Origin of the sequence: Sphingomonas sp. Mn802worker, from assembly GCF_000382485.1 — a bacterium.
GTDB lineage: Bacteria > Pseudomonadota > Alphaproteobacteria > Sphingomonadales > Sphingomonadaceae > Sphingomonas.
This window is the reverse complement of the sequence record NZ_AORY01000004.1, coordinates 497,301-520,482: the sequence shown is the minus strand read 5'-3', so window position 1 is coordinate 520,482 and position 23,182 is coordinate 497,301. Positions and strand designations below refer to the sequence as shown.

The window sequence follows — 23,182 nt, the reverse complement described above, 5'->3', positions numbered from 1 at the left end:
CACCCTTCGTAAGGCTGGCGCCTATATTACTTGTCGATCGAGCTGACAACCCCTGCGCCGACGGTACGACCGCCCTCGCGGATGGTGAAGCGCTGGCCGACGTCCATCGCGATCGGCGCGATCAGCTTGATACCCAGCGCGACGTTGTCGCCCGGCATCACCATCTCGGTGCCCTCAGGCAGCTCAACGGTGCCGGTCACGTCGGTCGTGCGGAAGTAGAACTGCGGACGATAGTTGGCGAAGAACGGCGTGTGACGGCCACCCTCGTCCTTCGACAGCACGTACACTTCCGACGCGAAGTCGGTGTGCGGCTTGATCGAGCCCGGCTTGCACAGCACCTGGCCGCGCTCCACCTCGTCACGCGCCACGCCGCGGATCAGCGCACCGACGTTGTCGCCAGCCTGGCCCTGGTCGAGCAGCTTGCGGAACATCTCGACGCCGGTGACGGTCGTCTTGCGGACGGTCGGGTGGATACCGACGATCTCGACTTCCTCGCCGACCTTGACGATGCCGGTCTCGACGCGGCCGGTGACCACGGTGCCGCGACCCGAGATCGAGAACACGTCCTCGATCGGCATCATGAACGGCTTGTCGAGCGGACGCTCGGGCTGCGGGATGTACTCGTCGACGTTCTTCATCAGCTCCATCACCGCGTCGGTGCCGAGCTTCTGATCCGAACCCGACAGCGCGCAGGTGGCCGAACCCTTGATGATCGGAATGTCGTCGCCTGGGAACTCGTACGAGCTCAGCAGCTCGCGAATCTCCAGCTCGACGAGCTCGAGGATTTCCTCATCGTCGACCAGGTCGACCTTGTTCATGAACACGACCATCGCCGGCACGCCGACCTGACGCGCGAGCAGGATGTGCTCGCGGGTCTGCGGCATCGGGCCGTCGGTCGCCGAGACGACCAGGATCGCGCCGTCCATCTGGGCGGCACCGGTGATCATGTTCTTCACGTAGTCGGCGTGACCCGGGCAGTCGACGTGCGCGTAGTGGCGGTTCGCCGTCTCGTACTCGACGTGCGCGGTCGAGATCGTGATGCCGCGCTCGCGCTCTTCCGGAGCCTTGTCGATGTTCGCGAAGTCAACCGCTGCGTTACCCGCAACGTTCTCCGCCAGCACCTTGGTGATCGCCGCTGTCAGCGAGGTCTTGCCGTGGTCGACGTGACCGATGGTGCCGATGTTCAGGTGCGGCTTGGTCCGCTCAAACTTAGCCTTAGCCATTGTTTCCCTACCTTCTTGGATGTCACTGGAGCCGCACGCAGGACCCGCGGTGAAGGCGGCCCCATAGCGGCTGAATTCGTGTTGCGCAAACCCCTTGGCCGGGATGCTCCCAGTCGCGGGGCGACGCGGAAGTGAATTCCGCGTCGTCGATCCTCGGGCAGACCCGAGGTCGGCCGGCCTGCGGTGTCTCGGGAGCAGGTTACCCTGCCCCCCGTGCACCTTAGGCGAGCTTGGCCTTCACCTCGTCTGCGACGTTCTGCGGCACTTCGTCATAGTGCGAGAACTGCATCGAGTAGCTGGCGCGGCCCTGGGTGAACGAGCGGAGCGCGTTCACGTAGCCGAACATGTTCGCCAGCGGAACCATTGCCTCGACCGTCTGCGCGTTGCCGCGCGTGTCGGTGCCCTGGATCTGGCCACGACGGCTGTTCATGTCGCCGATCACGTCGCCGAGGTAATCCTCGGGCGTCACGACCTCGACACGCATCACCGGCTCGAGCAGCGTGATGCCGGCCTTCTGCGCCGCCTCACGCATTGCACCGCGCGCAGTGATTTCGAACGCCAGCGCCGACGAGTCGACGTCGTGGTACGCGCCGTCGTACAGCGTGATGTCGAAGTCGATGATCGGGAAGCCAACCAGCGAACCGGTCGCCGCGGTCTCGCGGAAACCCTTCTCGATCGCGGGAATGTACTCGCGCGGAATGTTGCCGCCCTTGATCTCGTCCTTGAAAACGATGCCCGCACCGCGTTCGCCCGGCGTCAGCTTCACCTTCACGCGCCCGAACTGACCGGTACCGCCCGACTGCTTCTTGTGCGTGTAGTCGATGTCGACCGCCTTCTTCAGGTACTCGCGATACGCGACCTGCGGGGCGCCGACATTGGCCTCGACCTTGAACTCACGCTTCATGCGGTCGACCAGGATCTCGAGGTGGAGCTCACCCATCCCCTTGATGATGGTCTGACCCGATTCGTGATCGGTCGATACGCGGAACGAGGGGTCCTCGGCGGCCAGACGATTGAGCGCGATGCCCATCTTCTCCTGGTCGGCCTTGGTCTTCGGCTCCACCGACAGCTCGATCACGGGCTCGGGGAATTCCATCCGCTCAAGGATGATCGGGTGCGCCGGATCGCACAGCGTGTCGCCCGTCGTCGTCTCCTTCAACCCTGCGATCGCGACGATGTCGCCAGCGCGCGCCTCGTCGATGTCCTCACGCGAGTTCGCGTGCATCAGGAGCATGCGGCCGATCTTCTCCTTCTTGTCCTTCACCGAGTTCAGGTAACCACCCTTGGTGAGGACGCCCGAGTAGATGCGGGCAAAGGTGAGCGAACCCACGAACGGGTCGTTCATGATCTTGAACGCGAGCGCCGAGAACGGAGCCTCGTCCGAGGACGGACGCTCGTCCGGCGTTTCGCCGTCGAGCTTGACGCCCTTGATCGCCGGCACGTCGAGCGGGCTCGGCAGATAGTCGACCACCGCGTCGAGCAGCGGCTGGACACCCTTGTTCTTGAACGCCGAGCCGCAGACGACCGGCACGAACGCCATGGTGAGCGTACCCTTGCGGATCAGCTTCTTGAGCGTGGCGGTGTCGGGCTCGTTGCCCTCCAGATACGCCTCCATCGCGTCGTCGTCCTGCTCGACCGCGAGCTCGATCAGGTCGCTGCGATACTTCGCAGCCTTGTCGGCGAGGTCGGCGGGAATGTCCTGATACTCGAACTTCGCGCCCAGCGATTCCTCAAGCCAGATGATCGCGCGGTTCTCGACCAAGTCGACCAGGCCTTTGAACTGGCCCTCCATGCCGATCGGCAGGTACAGCACCGCGGGCTTCGCACCCAGGCGATCGATGATCGACTGCACGCAGAAGTAGAAGTCAGCGCCGGTACGGTCGAGCTTGTTGACGAAGCACATACGCGGCACGCCGTACTTGTCGGCCTGACGCCACACGGTCTCCGACTGCGGCTCAACGCCGGCAACGCCGTCGAAGCACGCGACCGCGCCGTCGAGCACGCGCAGCGAACGCTCGACCTCGATCGTGAAGTCGACGTGACCCGGCGTGTCGATGATGTTGATCAGGTGCTCGGGGCCCTTGCCCTCTTCGGCGCGCCACTTGCACGTCGTCGCGGCCGACGTGATCGTGATGCCGCGCTCCTGCTCCTGCTCCATCCAGTCCATCGTCGCGGTGCCTTCGTGCACTTCGCCGATCTTGTAGGACTTGCCGGTGTAATAAAGGATACGCTCGGTCGTCGTCGTCTTGCCGGCATCGATGTGCGCCATGATGCCGATGTTGCGATAAAGTTCGAGCGGATGGCTGCGGGCCATGATGCTTCACTCCTGTGCCGGATCAGCCCGGCGATGCCAACGTTTGCGAGGTCGCCCCCTAGCCGTTCGGGCCGAGCTTGTCCAAGCTCGGCCCTACACCTCCATCATGGAGGGAACAGCGATCGGGAGTGCGGGCGAACCCGCTCAACCGATATAGTCTATGTTATCGCGAACGCCAACCGGTCGGCCAGCGTTCGCAACCACTTACCGGCGCCGACGATTGCCGGCGCCAGCGCTTACCAGCGGTAGTGGCTGAACGCGCGGTTCGCTTCCGCCATGCGGTGCGTGTCTTCGCGCTTCTTGACCGCGTTGCCGCGGTTGTTCGACGCGTCGAGCAGCTCACCCGACAGGCGTGCGGCCATCGTGTTCTCGCTGCGCGCACGTGCCGCCGCGATCAGCCAGCGGATCGCCAGCGCCTGCGCACGCTCGGGACGGACCTCGACCGGCACCTGGTAGGTCGCACCGCCGACGCGGCGCGACCGGACCTCGATGCCCGGCTTGATGTTGTTCAGCGCGTCGTGGAACACGCCGATCGGCTCGCGCTTCGCGCGGGTCTCGACGGTTTCCATCGCACCATAGACGATGCCCTCCGCGACGGACTTCTTGCCGTCGAGCATCACCGAATTCATGAACTTGGACAGCGTGATGTCACCGAACTTTGGATCGGGCAGGATTTCACGCTTTTCTGGACGACGACGACGCGCCATGAGGAAGACCTTTCAATCAGCTGTAAAAGAAACGGTAGGGCCGAATTACTTCGGCCGCTTCGCACCGTACTTCGACCGCGACTGACGGCGGTCCTTGACGCCCTGCGTGTCGAGCACGCCGCGCAGCACGTGGTAACGCACACCCGGAAGATCGCGCACACGCCCGCCGCGGATCAGCACCACTGAGTGCTCCTGCAGGTTGTGGCCTTCGCCCGGAATGTAGCTGATGACCTCGCGCTGGTTGGTCAGGCGGACCTTGGCCACCTTGCGCAGCGCCGAGTTCGGCTTCTTCGGGGTCGTGGTATAGACACGGGTGCAGACGCCGCGCTTCTGCGGGTTCTGCTCCATCGCAGGGACCTTCGACTTGGCCTTCTGCGGGTCGCGGCCCTTGCGGACCAGCTGGTTGATCGTCGGCATTGAAGCCTTCACCTTTCCATAGGTTACTTTGCTGGAGCCATAACAGCACTTGGAATACGAAAAGGACCAAGGAGAAGCCGACAACGGCCCTCGTGGTCCCTCAAGCATCCAGCAATGTTCAAGCTTGCCCAAACGGGAGTCTCCTCCCGTCGAACGTCGGCGCGTATACGCACCCGCCATCGCAGCGTCAATGGGAGCGGCTGCGAGCATCTTAACCGGGTAAAAAGCAGCGACGTGCCATTGCGGCGGTCGTGTACCGCCTGCCGCAAATTCCTTCCCCCGTCGCCGAACGAGGCTTGCGAGCCCGCCGTCGGGCCGTGGGGATTTCGTTCGCTGTCATACTTGCGGGCGTGATGACGCCGATCGGCTGGGCGCTTTCACCGTTGCTAATCGCGCGGGCGTGGCAGGCGCGCGCAAGGGCGTGGGCGATCGTCGCGACGCTCGGCTGGCTGATGGTCGGCTTCAGGTGGATCGACCTCGTCGCGCTCTCTTCCTATCTGCCCGCGCTGGCCGGGCCATGGTCCGCGCTGCTGATCGGCACGGTCGCGGCCTCGGCGGCGTGGAGTGTGGCGATGCGTCGGAGCAAGCGGGACGTGGCGCGAATGGCGGCGCTCGTCGCGCTGGTCGCTGGACCGTTGTCGCCGTTTCAAGCCCTGACGATCGCGTTACTAAGCTGGTTCGCCGCATCACGATGTCGTCGGGTCCGGGCAGCCAACGACAATGCACGTGTTGGAAGTCGGCCTGCACCCGTTGCTCTTGCTCTGCCCAGCCACCCACCGGTGCGTCTTGCCAACTACTCGGCACGCGACTGAGTGGTTCGGCGCTGCGCTGCCGAGCCGAAGCAGCGCGTCATGCCTGATTGCGCCCGCTAGCGGCGTCGCATAGCGCGAACCCGATGCGACCGTTCACCCCGCTTCTCGCCGGCGCGAACCTGCGCGACCGGATGATCGCCGCGGTCGGTGCGCTGGTCGGCATCGCGCTGACCGCCGCGATCTGCACGGCGCTGCTGCCGCATGGGCCCGTGCTACTGCTGGTCGCGCCGATGGGCGCATCCGCGGTGCTCGTCTTCGCCGTTCCCGCCAGCCCGCTGGCGCAGCCATGGCCGGTGATCGGCGGCAACCTGCTGTCGGCACTTGTCGGCATCGCGGTTGCCCGGATCGTACAAGAGCCCGCGCTTGCGGCCGGCATCGCGGTCGGCGGTGCGATCGCGCTGATGTCGCTGACCCGCTCGCTCCATCCGCCGGGCGGCGCGGCGTCGTTGCTCGCGGTACTGGGCGGCGGCGCGGTGCAGGCACAGGGCTGGAGCTTCGCGTTCATGCCCGTCGCAGCGAACGCCGCCATCCTCGTGCTCGCCGGCGTGCTGTTCCACCGCCTGTCCGGGCACAGTTACCCGCACCGCGCCAAGGCCGCCGCTCCGCTTGCCCCCTTGCCGCCGCATCCCGAAGACATCGATCGCGCCTTGCAAGAGATGGGTGAGACGTTCGATGTCTCGCGTGATGATCTCGATCTGCTGGTCCGCACTGCCGTCGCTCATGCCGAGCGGCGCACCCGCGCCTAGTCGCGCAACCGTTCGACCAGAAAAGCGATCAGCGCCTCGACCCGCGCCGGTCGCAATGCGCTGGGCGGCGTCAGCAGATGAAGCGCAACGCCCGGCGGCATCCACTCCGGCAGGATCGGCACCACCGCCCCGCTGGTCAGCGCGTCGCCCAGGATGAACGCCGGCAGGCGCGCGATGCCGAGCCCGGCGACCAGCGCCGGCACCAGCGCATCGCCCGAATTCGCCGACAGCGGCCCCTCCGCCTTGACCGACACATCCGCGCCGCCCGGCCCACGAAAGCGCCAAGGGCCGGTGATGTTGGTATAGCCGAGCAGGCGGTGCTCTCCCAGTTGCGCCGGGTGCGTCGGCGTTCCGTGCGCCGCCAGATACGATGGCGCGGCGACCAGATGCGCCGCGACCGTGCACAGCCGGCGCGCGCGGAGCGACGAGTCGGGCAGGTCGGCGATCCTGAGCGCGACGTCGAACCCTTCCGCGACGATCTCGACGCGCGCGTCTGACAGATGCAGCTCGATCTCGATTCTGGGATGCGCAGACAGGAACTCGGCGACGAGCGGGGCGACGTTGCGGATGCCGAACGATGCCGGCGCCGCCAGCCGCACCCGCCCGGCCGGCGCCGATGCCGCGTCGCGCGCCGCCTCCTCCGCACTGCGCGCTTCCGCCACCATCCGCGCGGCGCGCTCGGCAAGCGGCCGCCCCGCCTCGGTCAGCGCGAGCCGGCGCGAGGTGCGGTGGAACAGCGACTGGCCCAGTTGCGCCTCCAGCCGCGACACCGCCTTCGACACCGTCGCCTTGCTCAGCCCGATCGCGTCGGCCGCACCGCTGAACGAACGATGCTCGGCCACTGCGGCGAAAATCGCCCAGGCCTCAAGATCGGGTAAGCGCATCACGCCTCAGTTGATGATGAAACGATCTGTTTCGATCGTTTCGGTTTTAGCGTGTGTATCGTCCGCTTATCTTGGCGGCAACAACGGAGGCCATCATGACCGACACAGCAGTTGCGGCCCGCATCGAGCGCCGTCCCTTCTCATCGCTCGGTCATGCCGACCATGGCTGGCTCGACGCGCGACACCATTTTTCCTTCGCGAACTACTACGATCCCGATCGCATGAGCTGGGGCGCGATCCGCGTGTGGAACGACGACACGATCGCGCCGAACAGCGGCTTTCCGCCGCACCCGCACCGCGACATGGAGATCATCACCTACGTCCGCTCGGGTGCGATCACGCACAAGGACTCGATGGGCAACACCGGCCGCACCGCCGCGGGCGACGTGCAGGTGATGAGCGCCGGCTCGGGCGTTCGCCACGCCGAATACAACCTCGAGGCGGAGCCGACGACGCTGTTCCAGATCTGGATCGAGCCGACGCGCACCGGTGGCAGCCCGTCGTGGGGTGCCAAGCCCTTCCCGAAGGGAGAACGGTCCGGGCGCTTCGTGACGCTCGCCAGCGGCTTCGCCGACGACGGCGACGCCCTGCCGATCCGCGCGGAAGCGCGCGTGCTCGCCGCGACCGTGAGAGCGGGCGAGCAGGTCAGCCACGAGGTCGCTGCGGGTCGCCACGCCTACCTGGTTCCCGCCACCGGCACGATCGAGATCGACGGCGAACGCTACCCGGCGCGCGATGGCCTTGCGATCTCTGGCGGACAGACGATCACCATCACCGCGCTGGACGACGCCGAACTGGTGCTGGTCGACTCGCTCTGATCGACCGTGCCTACTGAACCGACACCCGCGCCCGGCATTGTCGCCGGGACCGTTTCTCTGACCATCAACACCAAGGAAAGCGCCATGACGAAGGTACTCGTGCTGTATTATTCTTCCTACGGCCATATCGAGCAGATGGCCGACGCGGTCGCCGCGGGCGCGCGCGCGGGCGGTGCGGAGGTCGACATCCGCCGCGTCGCCGAAACCGCACCGGCCGAGGTGGTGACGGCCGCGCACTTCAAGACCGACACCGCGCATCCCGAGATCGAGGGGCCCGACGCACTCGCCGACTATGACGCCATCATCGTCGGCGCGCCCACGCGCTACGGCCGGATGCCGAGCCAGATGGCCGCGTTCTGGGACACCACCGGCGGACTGTGGATGCGCGGCGCGCTCGTCGGCAAGATCGGCGGCGCGTTCACCTCGACCGCCAGCCAGCACGGCGGGCAGGAGACGACGCTGTTCTCGATCCTGACCAACCTGCTGCATCACGGCATGGTGATCGTCGGGCTCGACTACGGCTTCAAGGGCCAGATGGGTGTGACCGAAGTCCTCGGCGGTACCCCATATGGCGCATCGACCATCGCCGATGGCGACGGCAGCCGTCAGCCGCATCAGACCGAGCTCGAGGGCGCACGCTACCAGGGCAAGCGCATCGCCGAGATGGCTGCAAAGTTGAAGTGATCGGTCGGGGGGAGCGGCGCCGTCTGCTCCCCCTCACTATCTGTTGAATTATCGTACCAACGCGCGTTTACCGGACGTTCACCGCTCTTCGTCTCAGAACGACAAACCGCCGACGCGCCGGTGAAAGGTGATGGTCGCGCGGTCGATTTTGCGCTGGATTTCGGCGTCATGTTCCGCCGACAGCGTGCCGCCATCGGCCCGCTGTAGCGCGCGAGCTTCGTCGCGCAATTTCAGCATGCTTGCCTTGTACAAGTTGAACGCGACCTGCGGCGGCATCGTGGTGGTGTTCGGAAACGCCTCCGGCGGCGAAGCGATCACCTGCGCCATCGCCGAACCATATCCCAGCATCGAGAGAGCGGCCGCGAGCAGAACCTTACGCATTTATGCCTCCTGTGTCAGCTTGGGTTACCTTTCCACCTTTCAGTCGGTCTGTCGATCCGTTGTTCCTTACGTGTAGTCACGCGCCCGACCCATCCGCTTTAATCAGCGACGCCGCCGCCGTTTCGCTCGCGCGTCGGTAAAGGGAGGCAGTGACAGGTAGGTCGGGGGTGGCGTCACGTTCGCGACCTCGATTGCGGTATCGATCCCCGGAGAGGCGGGAAAGCGACGCCGCGCGGTCGCGAACAGCGCTCGTGCGCGCGCTGCTCCCGGTTCGCCAGCACTGGTGCCGACCCAGCGCCAGTGCCACGGCTCCCACTTCACGCCCTGTGCGTTGCTGACCGGGAACGACATCTCGAACCCGTAGCGCGGCGCGTTCGCCCGCAACCATCGGAAGGCGGGCGTGGCGGCGATGCACGCCTCCGCGTCGGGACAATCGTTGACGCGCGGACGAAAGGCGAAGTCGAGCGCGTAGCCGGTCGCGTGCTCGCTATGTCCCGGGGGTGCGACCGACACGGCGCGAGTCCCGGCCTCGGTCGACGGCTCACGACAGAACACGCCGCCTTGCCGCGTCAGCGTGCGGTGACACGATAGCGCCAGGATGCGCCCGCCCACCGCCGGGTCGATCGCCGCCGCGTGCAGCAGACGTTCGAGATCGGGCAGCACGTCGCGCCGTACCGCGCACCCTCTCACGGCCAGATCGGCCGGCACCGCGACCAGCTCATCGGGCGGCGCGTCGCCGTAGGGCAGATGCCCCAGCACGCGACCATCGCCCGCAATCGCCGGCGGCGCGCCATTGCAGACCTCCGCGCTCGCAGGCAGCGCGATCACCATGACCGCGGTCGCCAGCACTAGCCGCCGCGCCCGCGCGGTGGCAGAGCGCACACCATGCTTGGTGAACGCGTATTGTTTCTGGATGGCGAGGCGCTGGTGATCGACAAGCCCGCCGGGCTTCCTGTCGATCGGCCGCGCGATGGCGCGATCAGCCTTGAAAATCACCTGAACTCCCTGACCTTCGGCTTCCAGCGCTGGCCGCAGCCGGTCCACCGGCTCGATCGCGACACCAGTGGCTGCCTGCTTCTGTCACGCAACCCCAAGGCGCACGCGCGGTTCCAGCAGGCGTTCGAGGCCGGCACGGTGGAGAAGCGCTATCTTGCCATCCTCGACGGCGTGCCGGAAGGGACGCAAGGCATCATCGACCTCCCGCTCGCCAAGCGCTCGACCGCGGAACGCGGCTGGTGGATGACGGGTGACGCGAAAGGCAAGGCTGCGCGCACCGCCTGGACGCTGCTCGGCACGCACGACGGCCGCGCGCTCGTCGAGTTCCGGCCCGAGACCGGGCGCACGCACCAGATCCGCGTCCACGCACTCGAAGGGCTCGGGCTCCCCGTCACCGGCGACCCGACCTATGGCACCGCGCACAAGGGCGGCACGATGCTTCACGCGGCGGCGTTGACGGTGCCGCGCGGCACGAAGGAGCCGATCGTCGCAGCCGCACCATGGCCCGACCGCTTCCGTGCGCTGGGCTTCGATGGTTGAAGTGCCGGAGGACGCGCTGGACGAGCGCTTCCTCGCCGCGACCGGGCCCGGCGGGCAGAACGTCAACAAGGTCGCGACCGCGTGCCAGCTGCGCGTGGACGTGTTCCGCCTGGGCCTGTCGCCGGAGACCTACCGCCGATTGAAGGTGCTGGCGGGCAGCCGCCTGACCGCGAGCGGAACGCTGGTGCTCGTCGCGCGGCGCTATCGTACGCAGGAGGCGAACCGGCAGGACGCGCGCCAACGACTGGCTGAGCTGCTCGCCGAGGCAGAGAAGCGCGAGGCTCGCCGGGTGAAAACTAAGCCCACCCGCGCCGCCAAGGCTCGCCGCGTCGACGAGAAGAAGGGCCGCAGCGCGGTCAAGGCCGGCCGCGGCAAGGTCCGGCTGGACTGAGCTTCAAGCCGCCGGCTTGACGTACGGCACGTCGATCGCGCGCAGCTGATAGCGGCCGGGCGGCAGCATCAGCGCGACATCCTCGTCCGCGCGGATCGCAACCCGGTCCATCGGAATCGAGGTCACCGGCTCGCCGACCGGACGCGCCTCGATCACGCGCCAGCCCGAGCTTGGCCTGAGCTCGGCCGGTATCGTCACCACGCGGTCGCCCGCGCGCTGCCGCCAGGTCGGTCGCCCGCGCACGAAGGTGGCGGTCGGGTGATCGACCACGAGATCGAACGTGCCCGCGGGCTCGTCCGCCGGTAGCGCCGCCAGCCGGCGCGTCGCACCACCCCCGCGGCAGGTCGTCTGCGAGATCGTCAGCGGATCGATGCCGGTCTTCGCCTTCAACCGTGCGGCCATCCAGCGCTCGCCATTTTTTCGCGGCGTTTCAGCAGCGTGGGAATATCCGACGTGAACGAGCAGCTTCGCGTTTGCATTTGCCTTGATGATCGCGGCGAGGTTGGTCGCCTCTTCCTCCTCGCGCACCGCAACCTGTTCATCGCGCCCGCCTTTGATCTTCGTCAATTTATCAAAAGTGATCTCGAACGGGAGCAGTCGATAGCCAAGCGCCTTCACACGTCTTGTCAGCCGACCATAGCCAGCCTCGGTCGTATAATAACCATCTCCGTCCGAAAGATAGGCTTGCCCCGGTTGCGTGATGAACGAGGGCAGGAAGCCTTGTTGCCCCGGCTCTGGGTTCGAGAATGTCTCCGCCGCAAAGATGTCGTAGCCGAGTGGACGCAGCAACGCCGCAACCTCGGCGGTAAAGCCGCGATGTTCCGATCGCTCATGGCTTTCGTTGACGATGACTATTCTTGTCAGCTTCGCGCGCCGGGCGATCTCATCCAGCACATCGCCCCCGTCGATCAGGGCGGCACATCCGTTCGCGTGATAGTTGCTGCTGCGCTCGGCGATCAGATCTTCGCGACCGAACAGACTAAGTGCCTGTATGTCGCCCATCGTCTGCATCGACTCTGCGGCACTCACCGGCAGGATCGCCACCGGATCGACGTTCGCCAAATCGGCCAACTTGTTCTTCATGCTGGGTGGCGCATCAGCTTGCGCCACGACCGGTCCAGGCAACAACGTGACGTCGCTGTTATCCTCGGAGGGCGGTGCCATACCGAGCGTGAGCGATGCGGTGAGCGCCAGCAGCGGCAGGCGGGTGCAGAGAAGAGTCATGGTGCGATGCTACGAAGCGTCGCATGCGAACGCCAGCGCCGTTCCTTCCTGCCCGCAGCCGCTGGCATCTGCGCGACCGCGCTTCTACATCGCGCACATGTATGCCTTTGACGTGTCCGCCGGCTCCAAGGACGAGCTCTACCACGACCTGTACGCCGCGCTTGACGCGCTGACCGCCGACGAGCCCGATGCGATCGCGAACATGGCGAATGCCGCGGCGCTGATCTGGCAATATCTGCCGGATCTCAACTGGTCGGGCTTCTACCGCATGGTCGACGGCGGTCTCGTTCTGGGTCCGTTTCAGGGCAAGGCGGCGTGCATCCGCATCGCGATGGGTGCGGGCGTGTGCGGCGCGGCAGCAGCGACGCGGACGACGCAGCGCGTTGACGACGTGCATGCCTTCCCCGGCCATATCGCCTGCGACGCGGCGAGTGCGTCCGAGCTGGTGGTGCCGATCACGCTCGGCGACCGGTTGATCGGGGTGCTCGATCTCGACAGTCCGTCACCCGGCCGTTTTGATGAGCAGGATGCAGCGGGGTGCGAGCGGTTGATGACGCTGCTCGCGCCGCGGATCGCAGGTGCGGCTGCCTAACGAACAGGGTTGATGTCCGTCTGCGCGCCTGCACCACTTCGGGACGGTCGTTGCAGTGGCGAGACGATCTGGCGCTTGGTAAGCAACCGGTAAACGTGAAGCGCGTTCGATCGCGCAATGCACCTTACAGGGGAATGAACGGCCATGCGCATGCTGATGATCGCCGCCACCGCCGCCACCATGATGGCCGTGCCCGCCGATGCCGATCCGCGCGGCGGCATGGCCCCGATGCGGCCGGGAGGCTGGAGCGGACCGAAGCAGGGCGGCTGGAACGCACCGCGACCAGGCAGTTGGAACGGTCCACGCCCGATCGGCGGCAATTCCTGCCTCGGCGGCTGCCGCCCACGCTGGGGCGGTCATATCAGCAACCGCTGGTGGGGCGGGATGCGCGCGCCGGGAGGCTGGAGCGCCTATCGCCGGCCGGTGCGCGGCTTCGTGCTGCCGGGCTACTGGGTCTCGCCGAACTGGTATGTCAATGACTGGTCCAATTACGGCCTGTACGCGCCCCCGGCAGGATACAGCTGGTCGCGCTATTATGACGACGCGGTGCTCGTCGACGGACGCGGATCGGTTTACGACAGCGTCGGTGGCATCGGCTGGGATCAGTTCGACGGCCAGGGTGTCGATTACACCTATCGCGATGACGGCGGCTACCCGGGTTACGGCGCAAGCTACGGCGCCGGACCGTACGCGACGCGCGACCGCGACGGTGGGCTTGGTGGCGCCGTGATCGGCGGGGTTGCGGGCGGCGTTGCCGGCAACGTCATCGCCGGGCGCGGCAATCGCCTGCTCGGCACTGCGATCGGTGCGGGCGCTGGTGCGCTGGTCGGCCGCGAGATCGACCGCAACGATCGCGCCGGCCGCGTGCCCGTCGCGCCGCCGGTCGGGCCGGGCCCGGGCTACGGAGCGCCCTACCCCGCGCCGGGCGGCCGCAGCGCCCCCGGGGCACCGACCGTCGCCTACCAGCAGGGTCACTACGGCGGCGACTATGCCGGCACGACCTATTCGGGCGTGACCTATTACGGCACCGAAGGCGCGGGCTATGGTCCGCCTCCGCCGCGCGGCTACGCACCGGGTCCGCAGATCGCCTATCCGGCACCGTCGGTGGTCGCGAGCAACGGCGCGGTCGTCACCACGTCGAGCACCGCAGGGTCACCCGGCTATTACGCCAACGGCTGGTATTATCCCGGCACCACGATCACGACGGTCACCGTCAACGGCGGTTCGAACGCAGTCGAGGAAGAGGTGTACGAGGACGCGTCCTACGGCCACGCCAAGGGCCAGCGCTACAAAGGCTATCGCTACAAGGGCAAGTGCAACTGCTGACCCGCTGATCGATCATTGCGCAGAGCGCCGCCTCGCCGGTCATGGCGGGGCGGTGTTGTCGTATCTGGCGCCGATCCGCGGCGATGCGCAACGCTAGCCGCGATCACGCCCGGCGAACGTCACCAGGCTCTCCGCGCCGTCCGCTCCGACCGCGCTGACGCCGACGAAATGGTCGTCGACCGGCACGTTCTTCAACAGCGTCGTCGTCGCCCCCATCACGACCCGCTCGTCGCTCCACGCCTGCCGGTCGTTGGCGCGCCAGCGCACGCGGTAGGATCGCGCGCCCGGCACCGCTGCCCATTTGACCGTCGTATCGCGCGTCAACGCGCCCGCGATCGACGCATTCGCCGGGGCAGCGGGTGCGGCGGCGATGCGCGCGATCGTCGCGACGTTGATCGCGGTCACCTTCGCCAAATAGTCGAAATCCATCCCGTCGATCGTGTCGGCGAACACCCGCCCGTTCTCGGTCCGCACATCCTGATGCTGGCGATCCCAGTTCTCCGCTCCGACCGAGAAGCGCACCGCCGGGAAGCCGAGCTTGAGGAACGGCTCGTGGTCGCCGCCGCGCCCGAAGCGATCGGGACGGCGATCGAGCATGACATCGAACTTGCCCGGCAGCGCATCAGCGATGCCGTCGATCGCCTTGGCAAGCGCGCGGCTGGGCCCGTCATCCTCGCCGCCGATCGCGCGGCGGTCCATGTCCTCGGCGAGCGACTCGCTCGAGCGTATCCCTTCGGAGAAGACGCGCACGCGATTGGCATCGACCACCCCGCCCTGCCCGACCGAATTGCCGACGATGTCGTTGTTGAGCATGGCGTCGACCTGCCACCCGCGCGCTTTCGCGGTGTCGGCGAGCAAGGTCGCGCCCCACAACCCCTGCTCCTCGCCCGAAAAGACCGCGTAGACGATCGTCGCCTTGAACTTGCTCTTCGACAGGATGCGCGCCGCCTCCAGCACCAGCGCGACGCCAGACGCATCGTCGTTCGCGCCGGGCGCGTCGCTGGTCACGTTCATCACGTCGGTGACGCGGCTGTCGATGTGCGCGCCGACGATGACGTAGCGGCCCGGCTCGCTGCCCGGCTGCATTCCCAGCACGTCCTCGATCACGACGCCGTCCGGCGCGCGCGGCCCGGTAAAGCGGCGCGACAGCCGCTCGGTCGTGATGCACCCGCCGCAATCACGGGACAGCGCGGCGAACTGCGCCGCAGTCCAGTTGCGCGCCGCACCGATCCCGCGCACCGGATCGGTCGCCGACGACAGCGAGTGGCGCGTGCCGAATGAGACCAGCTTCTCAACCGTCGCGCGCATCCGCTCCTTCGACACTGCGTCGCGCGGTGCCGCGGCGGCAGGATGAGCAAAGGCGAGCGGGAGCGCGGCGAGCAGGAGCGAGCGGTTCATCAGGCCAGTGTGACCGCGAACGCGTTCGCGCTCAAGCCGCTGTTACCGCGTGCCCATCAACTCAGGCGGTCGATCGCCTCGCGGTCGAGCCCGCCGGGCACGATCATCAGCGGCACCGACAGGCTGCCGACGTCGGCGGCGAAATGCCCGACCAGCTCGCCCGGCGCGCCGCTCGCGGCAGCACCCAGCACCAGCGCGGCGATCTGCGGATTGGCGGCGATCAGCTCGCGGATCACCTTGGGCCCGTCGCCGCTTCGCACCGTCAACGACGGGCGCAGCCCCGATTCCTCCAGCAGCGTACCCGCCGCGCGCTGCACCAGCCCCTCGGCATGGCGGCGCTGGTCGTCCTCGATCGTCGCCTGCACGCCGCCGAAGGCGATGAACTCCTGTGGCGGGATCAGCGCAAGGATCTCCACCCCTCCCCCGGTCTTCACCGCGCGCCTCGCAGCGAAGCGTAGCGCGATCTGCGCCTCGGGCGTGTCGTCGATCACGGTCAGGTAGATGCGCATCGGGAAACGACCTTTCTTCCCCCGATCTACTAGGCTTTCACGGAGCCGCCAAGCGACGCCGATCAAGTCGCGGGCTTGACGCTACGGTGCCGGGGGGCGAGAGACGCGCGCATCCCCAGGAAAGCATTCGCGCAAAGGTTTGCCATGCCGATCGAGATCAAGATGCCTGCCCTTTCCCCGACAATGGAGGAAGGCACGCTCGCCAAATGGCTGGTGAAGGAAGGCGACACCGTGCGCTCGGGTGACATCATGGCCGAGATCGAGACCGACAAGGCGACGATGGAGTTCGAGGCGGTCGACGAGGGCACGATCGCGAAGATCACCGTGCCCGAGGGTACCGACGGCGTGAAGGTCGGCGCGGTGATCGCGCTGCTCGCCGGCGAGGGTGAGGACGCCGGTGCCGTCGGCAGCTCGACGCCCGAGCCCGCCGCGAAGGAGAGCGAGGCGCATCCCTCGCCCAAGGACCCGAACAAGACCGGCAGCGAGGCACAGCCCGCACCGGAGGACGACCGCGATCACGGCAAGCCGGCGGATGCGCAGGTCGCGAAGGACGAGCCGAACGCCGGCACTGCAGCGCCCGCGCACAACGACGGCGACCGCGTCAAGGCAAGCCCACTCGCGCGCCGCCTCGCCGCCGACAAGGGCCTTGACCTCTCGCAGCTTCAGGGCAGCGGCCCCAACGGCCGCATCGTCAAAGCCGACGTCGAGCAAGCGAAGCCGGGCGCGGCACCTGCGCCGAAGTCGGAGGCAACGCAGCCCGCGACGACCGCAGCGGCTCCGGCTGCTCCCACCGCAGCACCGCAGATTCCCAACGTGCCGCATGATACGACCAAGCTCAGCAACATGCGCAAGACGATCGCGCGCCGCCTGACCGAGTCGAAGCAGCAGGTGCCGCACATCTACCTCACGGTCGACGTGCAGCTCGACAAACTGCTGGCGCTTCGCGGCGACCTGAACGCCAGCCTGTCGGCGCGCGGGGTCAAGCTGTCGGTGAACGACCTGATGATCAAGGCGCTCGCCGCCGCGCTGATCCAAGTGCCGAAGTGCAACGTCATGTTCACGCCGAACGAGCTCGTCAGCTTCAAGCGCGCCGATATCTCGGTCGCGGTGTCGACGCCCGAAGGGCTCATCACGCCGGTCATCACCGAGGCGGACACTGCCAGCCTGTCGAGCATCTCGACCCGGATGAAGGACTTGGCCGCCCGCGCGCGCGACAAGAAGCTGAAGCCGGAGGAATTCACCGGCGGCACCGCGTCGATCAGCAACATGGGCATGTTCGGGATCAAGCAGTTCGAGGCCGTCATCAACCCGCCGCAGGGCATGATCCTCGCGATCGGCGCGGGTGAGAAGCGCCCGTGGGTGATGGAGGACGGCTCGCTCAGCATTGCTACGATCATATCGGCGACAGGCAGCTTCGATCACCGCGCGATCGACGGCGCCGACGGTGCCGAGCTGATGCAGGCATTCAAGCGGCTGGTCGAGAACCCGCTCGGCATGCTCGCCTGAGCCGGCAACGATGACGCGTCCCTACATCACCCCGCTGGAGATCGATCCGGTGATCCGCGAGATCGCCTGGGGTTTGCTCGGCCTCGGCGTCACCGCGCTCGTCTTCTGGGGCGCAGCATGGAGCTATCCCCAAGGCTATTGGACGATCTGGCTGGTCGGCGCGGGCACGATGCTGGCGATGGGCGTGCTGAGCGCGCGCGAGGTGTGGAGGGTGCGCGGGTGAGTGACACCAGCCCGGCATTCCGCGACCCCGCGATGCGCGTCACCGCGATGCCAGCCGACACCAACGCGTACGGCGACATCTTCGGTGGCTGGCTGATGAGCCTGATGGACTCGGCCGCTGGCCTCGTCGCCGCGCGCCGTGCCAAGGGCCGCGCGGTCACGATCGCGATGGAGGGGATGAAGTTCCACGCCCCCGTCCACGTCGGCGACGAGGTCAGCGTCTATGCCGATGTCGTCAAGGTCGGGCGCACCTCGCTTACCATCGCGGTCGAGGCGCACGCGCGCGACCGCCACCGCGAGACGACGCGCAAGGTGACCGAGGCGCATTTCACCTTCGTCGCGATCGACCGCGACCGCCGCCCGCGCCCGGTAGACGCCTGACTGCGGCCCACGCGCACCCTATATCGGACTAAACGGTAGCGCCCAGGTTGGCGCTGCGAGCGAACAGGGCGACAAGCCCGGGAGTTTACAAGAATGGCTGACCAATATGACCTCATCGTGCTCGGCTCGGGTCCGGGCGGTTACGTGTCCGCGATCCGCGCGTCGCAGCTGGGCATGAAGGTCGCGATCGTCGAGCGCGAGCGGCTCGGCGGCATCTGCCTCAACTGGGGCTGCATCCCGACCAAGGCGCTGCTGCGCACGTCGGAGGTCTACCATTACATGGCTCACGCCGCCGATTACGGACTCAAGGCCGACAACATCGGCTTCGACCTCGGCAAGATCGTGGAGCGCAGCCGCAAGGTGGCAGGGCAGCTCAATGCCGGCGTCAAGGGCTTGATGAAGAAGCACAAGATCGCGGTGCACGAAGGCGTCGGCAAGCTTTCGGGCAAGGGTAAGCTGACCGTCACGCAGGGCGACAAGACAACCGAGCTGGCTGCCAAGCACATCATGATCGCGACCGGCGCACGCGCGCGCGACCTGCCGTTTGCCAAGACAGATGGCCAGCGCATCTGGACCTATCGCCACGCGATGGTGCCCGAGGTCATGCCGACCAAGCTGCTCGTCATCGGATCGGGCGCGATCGGGATCGAGTTCGCCAGCTTCTACAACGACATGGGCGCCGAGGTAACCGTGGTCGAAATGCTGCCGCGTATCCTTCCCGTAGAGGACGAGGAAGTCAGCGCGTTCATGGAGAAGCGCCTGACCAAGGAGGGCATCCGCATCGTCACCGGCGCTGGCGTCGAGAAGATCGACACCGCAGGCAGCGGCGCAAAGGCGACGATCAAGGGCAAGGACGGGAAGTCGACGGCAGAGGACTACAGCCACGTCATTGTCGCGATCGGCATCGTTCCCAATACCGAGAACCTGGGACTCGAGGAACTCGGCGTCACGACCGAGCGTGGCCAGATCAAGGTCGACGGCTACGGCCGCACCAACGTCGAGGGCGTGTACGCAATCGGCGACGTGACCGGTGCGCCGTGGCTCGCGCACAAGGCGAGCCACGAGGGCATCGTCTGTGTCGAGGCAATCGCGGGCGAGAAGCCGCACCCGTTCGAGACGTGGAACATCCCCGGTTGCACCTACTCGCGTCCGCAGGTCGCCTCCGTTGGCCTAACCGAAGCAAAGGCGAAGGAAAGCGGCCGCGACGTCAAGGTTGGCAAATTCCCCTTCATCGGCAACGGCAAGGCGATTGCGCTCGGCGAGGCGGACGGCTTCGTGAAGACGGTGTTCGATGCGAAGACGGGCGAGCTGCTCGGCGCGCACATGGTCGGGGCCGAGGTGACCGAGCTGATCCAGGGCTACGTCATCGCGCGCCAGCTCGAGACCACCGAGGCCGAGCTGCAGGAGACGGTATTCGCGCATCCGACCCTTTCCGAGATGATGCACGAGAGCGTCCTCGCCGCCTACGATCGGCCGATCCACATCTGACGCTTTGGCGCACCCGCAGCAATGCGGGTGCGCGCTCTTGCGTCTGATCGGGTGGCACTGGACGCTGCAACACGCAGCGGCGATGATCCGCCGTCATGTCGTCCGCTCCTGCTCCTCGTCTGGCCAGACCGCCGCTGATCGTCGCAGGTGTGTTCGCGGCTGCGACGCTGCTGGTGTTCGCGCCGGGCTACGCACAATACGACACCGTCGCGCAGTTCAATCAGATGCTGTCGGGACAGATCGACGACTGGCACCCGCCCGTCATGGTGTGGTTATGGGCATGGCTGCACCCGCTCGCCCGCGGCACTGCGCCAGTGTTCGCCACACAGGTGCTGCTATACTGGACCGGGCTTGGCCTGATCGCCGCCGCCCTGCCCGGCAGGTGGCGGCAGGCGGGCGTGCTCGCGCTCGGCGCGTCGCCCTTGTTCCTCGGCTGGCAGGTCGTCGTGCTCAAGGACGCGCAAATGGTTGCGGCCGCCATCGCCGCGTTCGGGATCGTCGCCGCCTTCCAGCTACGCGGCCGACCGATACCGCTAGCCGCCGTGGCGATCGCGGCAGCGCTGTTCCTGTATGCGCTGCTGTTACGCGCCAACGCCGTGTTCGCGCTCGCTCCGCTGATTGCAGCGCTGCTGCCGACCGGCGGGATCGTCCGGCGCGCAATCACCACCGTCGCGATAACCGTCGCAGTGCTCGCAGCGTCGGGCGCGGTCAATCACCGCCTGCTCGGCGCATCGGCGAGCGGGGTCGAGAAGACACAGCCGCTGTTCGACCTTGCCGGCATCGCCGCGCGTACCGATGCGACTGCTGAGACCGGCCTGTCTCCGACCCAGGTCGCGCAATTGCGCGCTCGCCGCTGCGTGTCGCCCTTCTTCTGGGATCCGCTCGGCGAGCCGTCCCTCTGCGCCGATGTGATGGCGCCGCTCAACGCGGTTCCGAGCGGAGGATTGTACGTCAGGCTCGCGGGCGCGGTGCTGCGACACCCAATTGCCTATGCCGAGCAGCGCCTCTCGCACTGGAACGTAACCGAGCGCTGGCTGGTCCCGGCCCGTCTGACCGGCGCCGCGCCGCCGACCGACAACGAGCCGAACGATCTGGGCCTCGTTCCGCCTGGCCGCGCGGCCGCTGGGTGGCAGCGCGTGGCGGCGGCACTTGCCGACACGCCGCTCGGCTGGCCGATCGCGTGGTTCGCCGCGGCAATGCTGCTCGCGCTCGGCATTGTGCGCACGCCCCACGACACGCCGAACGCTGGCGCGCGGCACCGCCTCGCCCTCGGCCTGCTCGCCTCGGCGATCGCGCTGGAGGCGAGCTTCCTCTTCGTATCGATCGCGTCCGACCTACGCTATCACCTCTGGCCCATGCTCGCGACCGGCGTTGCTGGCTTTGTCGCACCACGACTCGAGATCAGCCGGCGCAAAGTTGTGGTCGCCGGAACCGTCGCTCTCGCCGTCATGCTGCCAGGCCTCACGGCACGCGCGTTGCTGCCTGCCGCGCCGACGACCTACCAGGCGATGCTGACGTGGGATGCCGGTTCGATCGCCCTGTTGCGCAACTGATCCGTTTTCGCGATTGGGGACCGTCACTTTTCCCGCGAACGCACGTTGTGCCGCAGATGCAACGATCCGCCCGCGCCGCATGAACCGGCTGAGCCCCGACGCCGATGACGCCCGCTTCATCCGGCGCGTGCTCTGGCTGATCGCGATCGTCGCGGTCATTGCCGCGCTGTACCTGGCTCGGCACCTGCTGATCCTCGCCTTCGGGTCGATGCTGATCGCGATCGTCATCCACGCGATCGCCGAACTCTACGAGACGCACCTGAAGGTCCGTCACAAGGTCGCGCTGGGGCTGGGCGTCGCCTCCGTGCTCGGCTTCCTCGGCCTGCTCGGCTGGCTGTTCGGTGTCGAGTTTCGGCAACAGGTCAACACGCTGGTCGTGTCATTGCCTGGGCTGATCCAGAAGCTGCAGGACTATATGTCGCAGTCGCCGGTCGGCGCGAAGATCGCCGACGCGGCGCGTGCCGCGTTTGCAGGCAGCCGCGTCGCGCAGGACATTGGCAGCCTCGCACGCGGTGCAGGCGAGCTGCTGCTGAATGCAGTGCTGGTGCTGTTCGGCGCAATCTTCTTCGCGGTCGACCCCAAGGTGTACGAGCGCGGTGCGCTGCTGCTGGTGCCGCCGACCAAGCGCGCCGCGGCGGAAGACGCGCTTGGCGACGTTGGCTCGACATTGCTGCTGTGGCTGCGCGCGCAGCTGATCCAGATGACCGCGATGGGGTTGATGGTGGGCATCGGCCTGTGGATCGCGGGCGTCCCCTCGCCCGCGCTGCTCGGATTGCTGACCGGGATCAGCGAGTTCATCCCCTATGTCGGCCCGCTCGGCGCAATGCTGCCAGCGCTCGGCCTCGCCGCAACCGCAGGCACCGATCAGCTGATCTGGGCGCTGGTCGTGTTCGCGGCGGTGCGCGTGATCCAGACCAATTTCGTCACGCCATTCGTCACCAGCCGCGTGATCTCGATCCCGCCCGCGCTCAGCCTGTTCGCGATCATCGGAACGGGCGCGGTGTTCGGCCTGTTCGGGCTGTTCTTCTCCGGCGGCATCCTGGTCGTCGCCTTTACACTGACCCGCAGCCTCTATCTGCGCGAGATGCTGGGCGAGCCGATCCCGACCACGCGCGAGCGGCGTCTGTTCACCGCCAAGGGAACGCGCCGGCTGGCAAGCGAGCACGAGAAAGATGAATGAACGAGTGCGCTTAAGCGGGAATTAACCTTTTGCGTTCAGAAGCGGGATAGTTAATTTATCTGGCAGACCTGCACCCGCGACAGGGACGGCGGCGTGGGTCTGAAAACCGGGGAACAGCAGATGCGCGTACTCTTGATCGAAGACGAGCCGACCACTGCCAAGGCGATCGAGCTGATGCTCTCGACCGAAGGATTCAACGTCTACTCGACCGATCTTGGCGAGGAGGGATTGGACCTCGGCAAGTTGTACGACTACGACATTATCCTGCTCGACCTGAACCTGCCCGACATGCACGGCTACGACGTGCTGAAGAAGCTACGTGTCGCGCGCGTGTCGACGCCGGTGCTGATCCTGTCGGGCGTCAACGAGATGGACTCAAAGGTGCGCTCGTTCGGCTTCGGCGCGGACGATTACGTCACCAAGCCGTTCCACCGCGAGGAGCTGATCGCGCGCATCCATGCGGTTGTCCGCCGCTCGAAGGGTCATTCGCAGTCGGTCATCCGCACCGGCAAGCTGGCGGTCAACCTCGACGCGAAGACGGTTGAGGTAGACGGCGCGCGCGTCCACCTGACCGGCAAGGAATATGCAATGCTCGAGCTGCTCTCGCTTCGCAAGGGCACGACACTGACCAAGGAGATGTTCCTCAACCATCTCTACGGCGGGATGGACGAACCCGAACTCAAGATCATCGACGTGTTCATCTGCAAGCTGCGCAAGAAGCTAAGCATGGCATGCGATGGCGAGAACTACATCGAGACCGTCTGGGGCCGCGGCTACGTGCTGCGTGAACCGGACGAGGTCGCGACCGCCGAGGTCGCCTGATCCTCTACCTGCTTGTTCCGGCGTAATCGGACACGAAGGCCGCGGCTTCCGGGGGGATGCCGCGGCCT

At 66.9% G+C, this 23,182-nt stretch carries 25 protein-coding genes; 15 read left to right on the top strand and 10 right to left on the bottom strand.

The window, feature by feature from the left end; all coding sequences use genetic code 11:
- Nucleotides 1-26 precede the first annotated feature (26 nt).
- The 4 genes from tuf to rpsL form a co-directional block, all read right to left on the bottom strand.
- Nucleotides 27-1,223 carry an elongation factor Tu gene (gene tuf / locus SMN802W_RS0106080; protein WP_019516010.1) on the bottom strand — a complete coding sequence of 399 codons (1,197 nt, stop codon included), beginning with the start codon at nt 1,221-1,223 and terminating at the stop codon, nt 27-29.
- 220 nt (nt 1,224-1,443) lie between these two features.
- The gene (gene fusA, locus SMN802W_RS0106075; RefSeq protein ID WP_019516009.1) at nt 1,444-3,537 is read right to left on the bottom strand and encodes an elongation factor G; all 2,094 of its coding nucleotides are present in this window, start codon (nt 3,535-3,537) and stop codon (nt 1,444-1,446) included.
- 236 nt (nt 3,538-3,773) lie between these two features.
- Nucleotides 3,774-4,244 (bottom strand): 30S ribosomal protein S7, encoded by a 471-nt coding sequence (rpsG, locus tag SMN802W_RS0106070; protein ID WP_019516008.1) that lies wholly within the window; start codon nt 4,242-4,244, stop codon nt 3,774-3,776.
- A 45-nt stretch (nt 4,245-4,289) separates the two neighbouring features.
- The gene (gene rpsL / locus SMN802W_RS0106065; protein WP_019516007.1) at nt 4,290-4,661 is read right to left on the bottom strand and encodes a 30S ribosomal protein S12; all 372 of its coding nucleotides are present in this window, start codon (nt 4,659-4,661) and stop codon (nt 4,290-4,292) included.
- A 251-nt stretch (nt 4,662-4,912) separates the two neighbouring features.
- On the opposite strand from rpsL, the gene SMN802W_RS17540 reads away from it, so the two are divergent.
- Together SMN802W_RS17540 and SMN802W_RS0106055 are read left to right on the top strand one after the other, a co-directional pair.
- On the top strand, nt 4,913-5,473 hold the full coding sequence (locus tag SMN802W_RS17540) for a hypothetical protein (RefSeq protein WP_156818740.1): 561 nt from the start codon (nt 4,913-4,915) through the stop codon (nt 5,471-5,473).
- Nucleotides 5,474-5,556: 83 nt separating this feature from the next.
- Entirely contained in the window at nt 5,557-6,219 is a 663-nt protein-coding gene (locus tag SMN802W_RS0106055) for an HPP family protein (RefSeq protein WP_019516005.1), read from the top strand.
- Here SMN802W_RS0106055 and SMN802W_RS0106050 read toward each other — a convergent pair.
- On the bottom strand, nt 6,216-7,103 hold the full coding sequence (locus tag SMN802W_RS0106050; RefSeq protein WP_019516004.1) for a LysR family transcriptional regulator: 888 nt from the start codon (nt 7,101-7,103) through the stop codon (nt 6,216-6,218). The genes SMN802W_RS0106055 and SMN802W_RS0106050 overlap by 4 nt on opposite strands.
- 95 nt (nt 7,104-7,198) lie before the next feature.
- On the opposite strand from SMN802W_RS0106050, the gene SMN802W_RS0106045 reads away from it, so the two are divergent.
- Both SMN802W_RS0106045 and wrbA read left to right on the top strand, forming a co-directional pair.
- On the top strand, nt 7,199-7,921 hold the full coding sequence (locus tag SMN802W_RS0106045) for a pirin family protein (protein WP_026325810.1): 723 nt from the start codon (nt 7,199-7,201) through the stop codon (nt 7,919-7,921).
- A gap of 84 nt (nt 7,922-8,005) precedes the next feature.
- Nucleotides 8,006-8,605: an NAD(P)H:quinone oxidoreductase gene (wrbA, locus tag SMN802W_RS0106040; protein WP_019516002.1), complete on the top strand. Its 600-nt coding sequence runs from the start codon at nt 8,006-8,008 to the stop codon at nt 8,603-8,605.
- A gap of 93 nt (nt 8,606-8,698) precedes the next feature.
- Here the strand turns inward: wrbA and SMN802W_RS0106035 are convergent, their stop codons facing one another.
- Both SMN802W_RS0106035 and SMN802W_RS0106030 read right to left on the bottom strand, forming a co-directional pair.
- Entirely contained in the window at nt 8,699-8,986 is a 288-nt protein-coding gene (locus tag SMN802W_RS0106035; RefSeq protein ID WP_156818739.1) for a hypothetical protein, read from the bottom strand.
- A gap of 102 nt (nt 8,987-9,088) precedes the next feature.
- Complete coding sequence (locus SMN802W_RS0106030; RefSeq protein ID WP_026325809.1) at nt 9,089-9,868, bottom strand: M15 family metallopeptidase; 780 nt, start codon at nt 9,866-9,868, stop codon at nt 9,089-9,091.
- A 3-nt stretch (nt 9,869-9,871) separates the two neighbouring features.
- Between SMN802W_RS0106030 and SMN802W_RS0106025 the strand changes: the two genes are divergently transcribed.
- Together SMN802W_RS0106025 and arfB are read left to right on the top strand one after the other, a co-directional pair.
- Nucleotides 9,872-10,522 (top strand): RluA family pseudouridine synthase, encoded by a 651-nt coding sequence (locus SMN802W_RS0106025; RefSeq protein WP_026325808.1) that lies wholly within the window; start codon nt 9,872-9,874, stop codon nt 10,520-10,522.
- Nucleotides 10,515-10,913, top strand: a complete 399-nt coding sequence (gene arfB / locus SMN802W_RS0106020) for an alternative ribosome rescue aminoacyl-tRNA hydrolase ArfB (protein ID WP_019515998.1) — start codon at nt 10,515-10,517, stop codon at nt 10,911-10,913. The genes SMN802W_RS0106025 and arfB overlap by 8 nt, the downstream gene beginning before the upstream one ends.
- Before the next feature lie 3 nt (nt 10,914-10,916).
- On the opposite strand, the gene SMN802W_RS16550 is transcribed toward arfB, so the two are convergent.
- Complete coding sequence (locus SMN802W_RS16550) at nt 10,917-12,137, bottom strand: hypothetical protein (protein WP_019515997.1); 1,221 nt, start codon at nt 12,135-12,137, stop codon at nt 10,917-10,919.
- Between the two features lie 97 nt (nt 12,138-12,234).
- Between SMN802W_RS16550 and SMN802W_RS0106010 the strand changes: the two genes are divergently transcribed.
- Together SMN802W_RS0106010 and SMN802W_RS16545 are read left to right on the top strand one after the other, a co-directional pair.
- Entirely contained in the window at nt 12,235-12,729 is a 495-nt protein-coding gene (locus SMN802W_RS0106010) for a GAF domain-containing protein (RefSeq protein ID WP_026325807.1), read from the top strand.
- 144 nt (nt 12,730-12,873) lie between these two features.
- Nucleotides 12,874-14,055 (top strand): RcnB family protein, encoded by a 1,182-nt coding sequence (locus SMN802W_RS16545; RefSeq protein WP_019515995.1) that lies wholly within the window; start codon nt 12,874-12,876, stop codon nt 14,053-14,055.
- 93 nt (nt 14,056-14,148) lie between these two features.
- Here SMN802W_RS16545 and SMN802W_RS0106000 read toward each other — a convergent pair whose 3' ends face one another.
- Nucleotides 14,149-15,453 carry a M20/M25/M40 family metallo-hydrolase gene (locus SMN802W_RS0106000; protein WP_019515994.1) on the bottom strand — a complete coding sequence of 435 codons (1,305 nt, stop codon included), beginning with the start codon at nt 15,451-15,453 and terminating at the stop codon, nt 14,149-14,151.
- Nucleotides 15,454-15,509: 56 nt separating this feature from the next.
- The gene (locus SMN802W_RS0105995; protein ID WP_019515993.1) at nt 15,510-15,962 is read right to left on the bottom strand and encodes a universal stress protein; all 453 of its coding nucleotides are present in this window, start codon (nt 15,960-15,962) and stop codon (nt 15,510-15,512) included.
- Nucleotides 15,963-16,106: 144 nt separating this feature from the next.
- Here SMN802W_RS0105995 and SMN802W_RS0105990 point away from each other — a divergent pair, with 144 nt between their 5' ends.
- The 7 genes from SMN802W_RS0105990 (at nt 16,107) to ctrA (ending at nt 23,114) form a co-directional block, all read left to right on the top strand.
- Nucleotides 16,107-17,468, top strand: a complete 1,362-nt coding sequence (locus SMN802W_RS0105990; RefSeq protein ID WP_026325806.1) for a pyruvate dehydrogenase complex dihydrolipoamide acetyltransferase — start codon at nt 16,107-16,109, stop codon at nt 17,466-17,468.
- Between the two features lie 10 nt (nt 17,469-17,478).
- A complete protein-coding gene (locus SMN802W_RS0105985) occupies nt 17,479-17,691 on the top strand; it encodes a hypothetical protein (protein ID WP_019515991.1) in 213 nt (70 codons plus the stop codon).
- A 32-nt stretch (nt 17,692-17,723) separates the two neighbouring features.
- On the top strand, nt 17,724-18,071 hold the full coding sequence (locus tag SMN802W_RS0105980; protein WP_037523426.1) for an acyl-CoA thioesterase: 348 nt from the start codon (nt 17,724-17,726) through the stop codon (nt 18,069-18,071).
- A 93-nt stretch (nt 18,072-18,164) separates the two neighbouring features.
- The gene (gene lpdA, locus SMN802W_RS0105975; RefSeq protein WP_019515989.1) at nt 18,165-19,559 is read left to right on the top strand and encodes a dihydrolipoyl dehydrogenase; all 1,395 of its coding nucleotides are present in this window, start codon (nt 18,165-18,167) and stop codon (nt 19,557-19,559) included.
- Between the two features lie 95 nt (nt 19,560-19,654).
- The gene (locus tag SMN802W_RS16540; RefSeq protein ID WP_051083487.1) at nt 19,655-21,112 is read left to right on the top strand and encodes a hypothetical protein; all 1,458 of its coding nucleotides are present in this window, start codon (nt 19,655-19,657) and stop codon (nt 21,110-21,112) included.
- Between the two features lie 79 nt (nt 21,113-21,191).
- Nucleotides 21,192-22,292, top strand: coding sequence for an AI-2E family transporter (locus tag SMN802W_RS0105965; protein WP_019515987.1), 1,101 nt, complete (start codon nt 21,192-21,194; stop codon nt 22,290-22,292).
- Between the two features lie 120 nt (nt 22,293-22,412).
- Nucleotides 22,413-23,114 carry a response regulator transcription factor CtrA gene (ctrA, locus tag SMN802W_RS0105960; protein WP_026325804.1) on the top strand — a complete coding sequence of 234 codons (702 nt, stop codon included), beginning with the start codon at nt 22,413-22,415 and terminating at the stop codon, nt 23,112-23,114.
- The last annotated feature ends 68 nt before the right edge of the window (nt 23,115-23,182 follow it).

Bases quoted from the DNA above. Each gene is read 5' to 3' on its own strand.
- tuf (WP_019516010.1), bottom strand. From the start codon at position 1,223: ATGGCTAAGGCTAAGTTTGAGCGGACCAAGCCGCACCTGAACATCGGC.
- fusA (WP_019516009.1), bottom strand. From the start codon at position 3,537: ATGGCCCGCAGCCATCCGCTCGAACTTTATCGCAACATCGGCATCATG.
- rpsG (WP_019516008.1), bottom strand. From the start codon at position 4,244: ATGGCGCGTCGTCGTCGTCCAGAAAAGCGTGAAATCCTGCCCGATCCA.
- rpsL (WP_019516007.1), bottom strand. From the start codon at position 4,661: ATGCCGACGATCAACCAGCTGGTCCGCAAGGGCCGCGACCCGCAGAAG.
- SMN802W_RS0106055 (WP_019516005.1), top strand. From the start codon at position 5,557: ATGCGACCGTTCACCCCGCTTCTCGCCGGCGCGAACCTGCGCGACCGG.
- SMN802W_RS0106050 (WP_019516004.1), bottom strand. From the start codon at position 7,103: ATGCGCTTACCCGATCTTGAGGCCTGGGCGATTTTCGCCGCAGTGGCC.
- SMN802W_RS0106045 (WP_026325810.1), top strand. From the start codon at position 7,199: ATGACCGACACAGCAGTTGCGGCCCGCATCGAGCGCCGTCCCTTCTCA.
- wrbA (WP_019516002.1), top strand. From the start codon at position 8,006: ATGACGAAGGTACTCGTGCTGTATTATTCTTCCTACGGCCATATCGAG.
- SMN802W_RS0106035 (WP_156818739.1), bottom strand. From the start codon at position 8,986: ATGCGTAAGGTTCTGCTCGCGGCCGCTCTCTCGATGCTGGGATATGGT.
- SMN802W_RS0106025 (WP_026325808.1), top strand. From the start codon at position 9,872: ATGCTTGGTGAACGCGTATTGTTTCTGGATGGCGAGGCGCTGGTGATC.
- arfB (WP_019515998.1), top strand. From the start codon at position 10,515: ATGGTTGAAGTGCCGGAGGACGCGCTGGACGAGCGCTTCCTCGCCGCG.
- SMN802W_RS16550 (WP_019515997.1), bottom strand. From the start codon at position 12,137: ATGACTCTTCTCTGCACCCGCCTGCCGCTGCTGGCGCTCACCGCATCG.
- SMN802W_RS0106010 (WP_026325807.1), top strand. From the start codon at position 12,235: ATGTATGCCTTTGACGTGTCCGCCGGCTCCAAGGACGAGCTCTACCAC.
- SMN802W_RS16545 (WP_019515995.1), top strand. From the start codon at position 12,874: ATGCGCATGCTGATGATCGCCGCCACCGCCGCCACCATGATGGCCGTG.
- SMN802W_RS0106000 (WP_019515994.1), bottom strand. From the start codon at position 15,453: ATGAACCGCTCGCTCCTGCTCGCCGCGCTCCCGCTCGCCTTTGCTCAT.
- SMN802W_RS0105995 (WP_019515993.1), bottom strand. From the start codon at position 15,962: ATGCGCATCTACCTGACCGTGATCGACGACACGCCCGAGGCGCAGATC.
- SMN802W_RS0105990 (WP_026325806.1), top strand. From the start codon at position 16,107: ATGCCGATCGAGATCAAGATGCCTGCCCTTTCCCCGACAATGGAGGAA.
- SMN802W_RS0105985 (WP_019515991.1), top strand. From the start codon at position 17,479: ATGACGCGTCCCTACATCACCCCGCTGGAGATCGATCCGGTGATCCGC.
- SMN802W_RS0105980 (WP_037523426.1), top strand. From the start codon at position 17,724: ATGCGCGTCACCGCGATGCCAGCCGACACCAACGCGTACGGCGACATC.
- lpdA (WP_019515989.1), top strand. From the start codon at position 18,165: ATGGCTGACCAATATGACCTCATCGTGCTCGGCTCGGGTCCGGGCGGT.
- SMN802W_RS16540 (WP_051083487.1), top strand. From the start codon at position 19,655: ATGTCGTCCGCTCCTGCTCCTCGTCTGGCCAGACCGCCGCTGATCGTC.
- SMN802W_RS0105965 (WP_019515987.1), top strand. From the start codon at position 21,192: ATGAACCGGCTGAGCCCCGACGCCGATGACGCCCGCTTCATCCGGCGC.
- ctrA (WP_026325804.1), top strand. From the start codon at position 22,413: ATGCGCGTACTCTTGATCGAAGACGAGCCGACCACTGCCAAGGCGATC.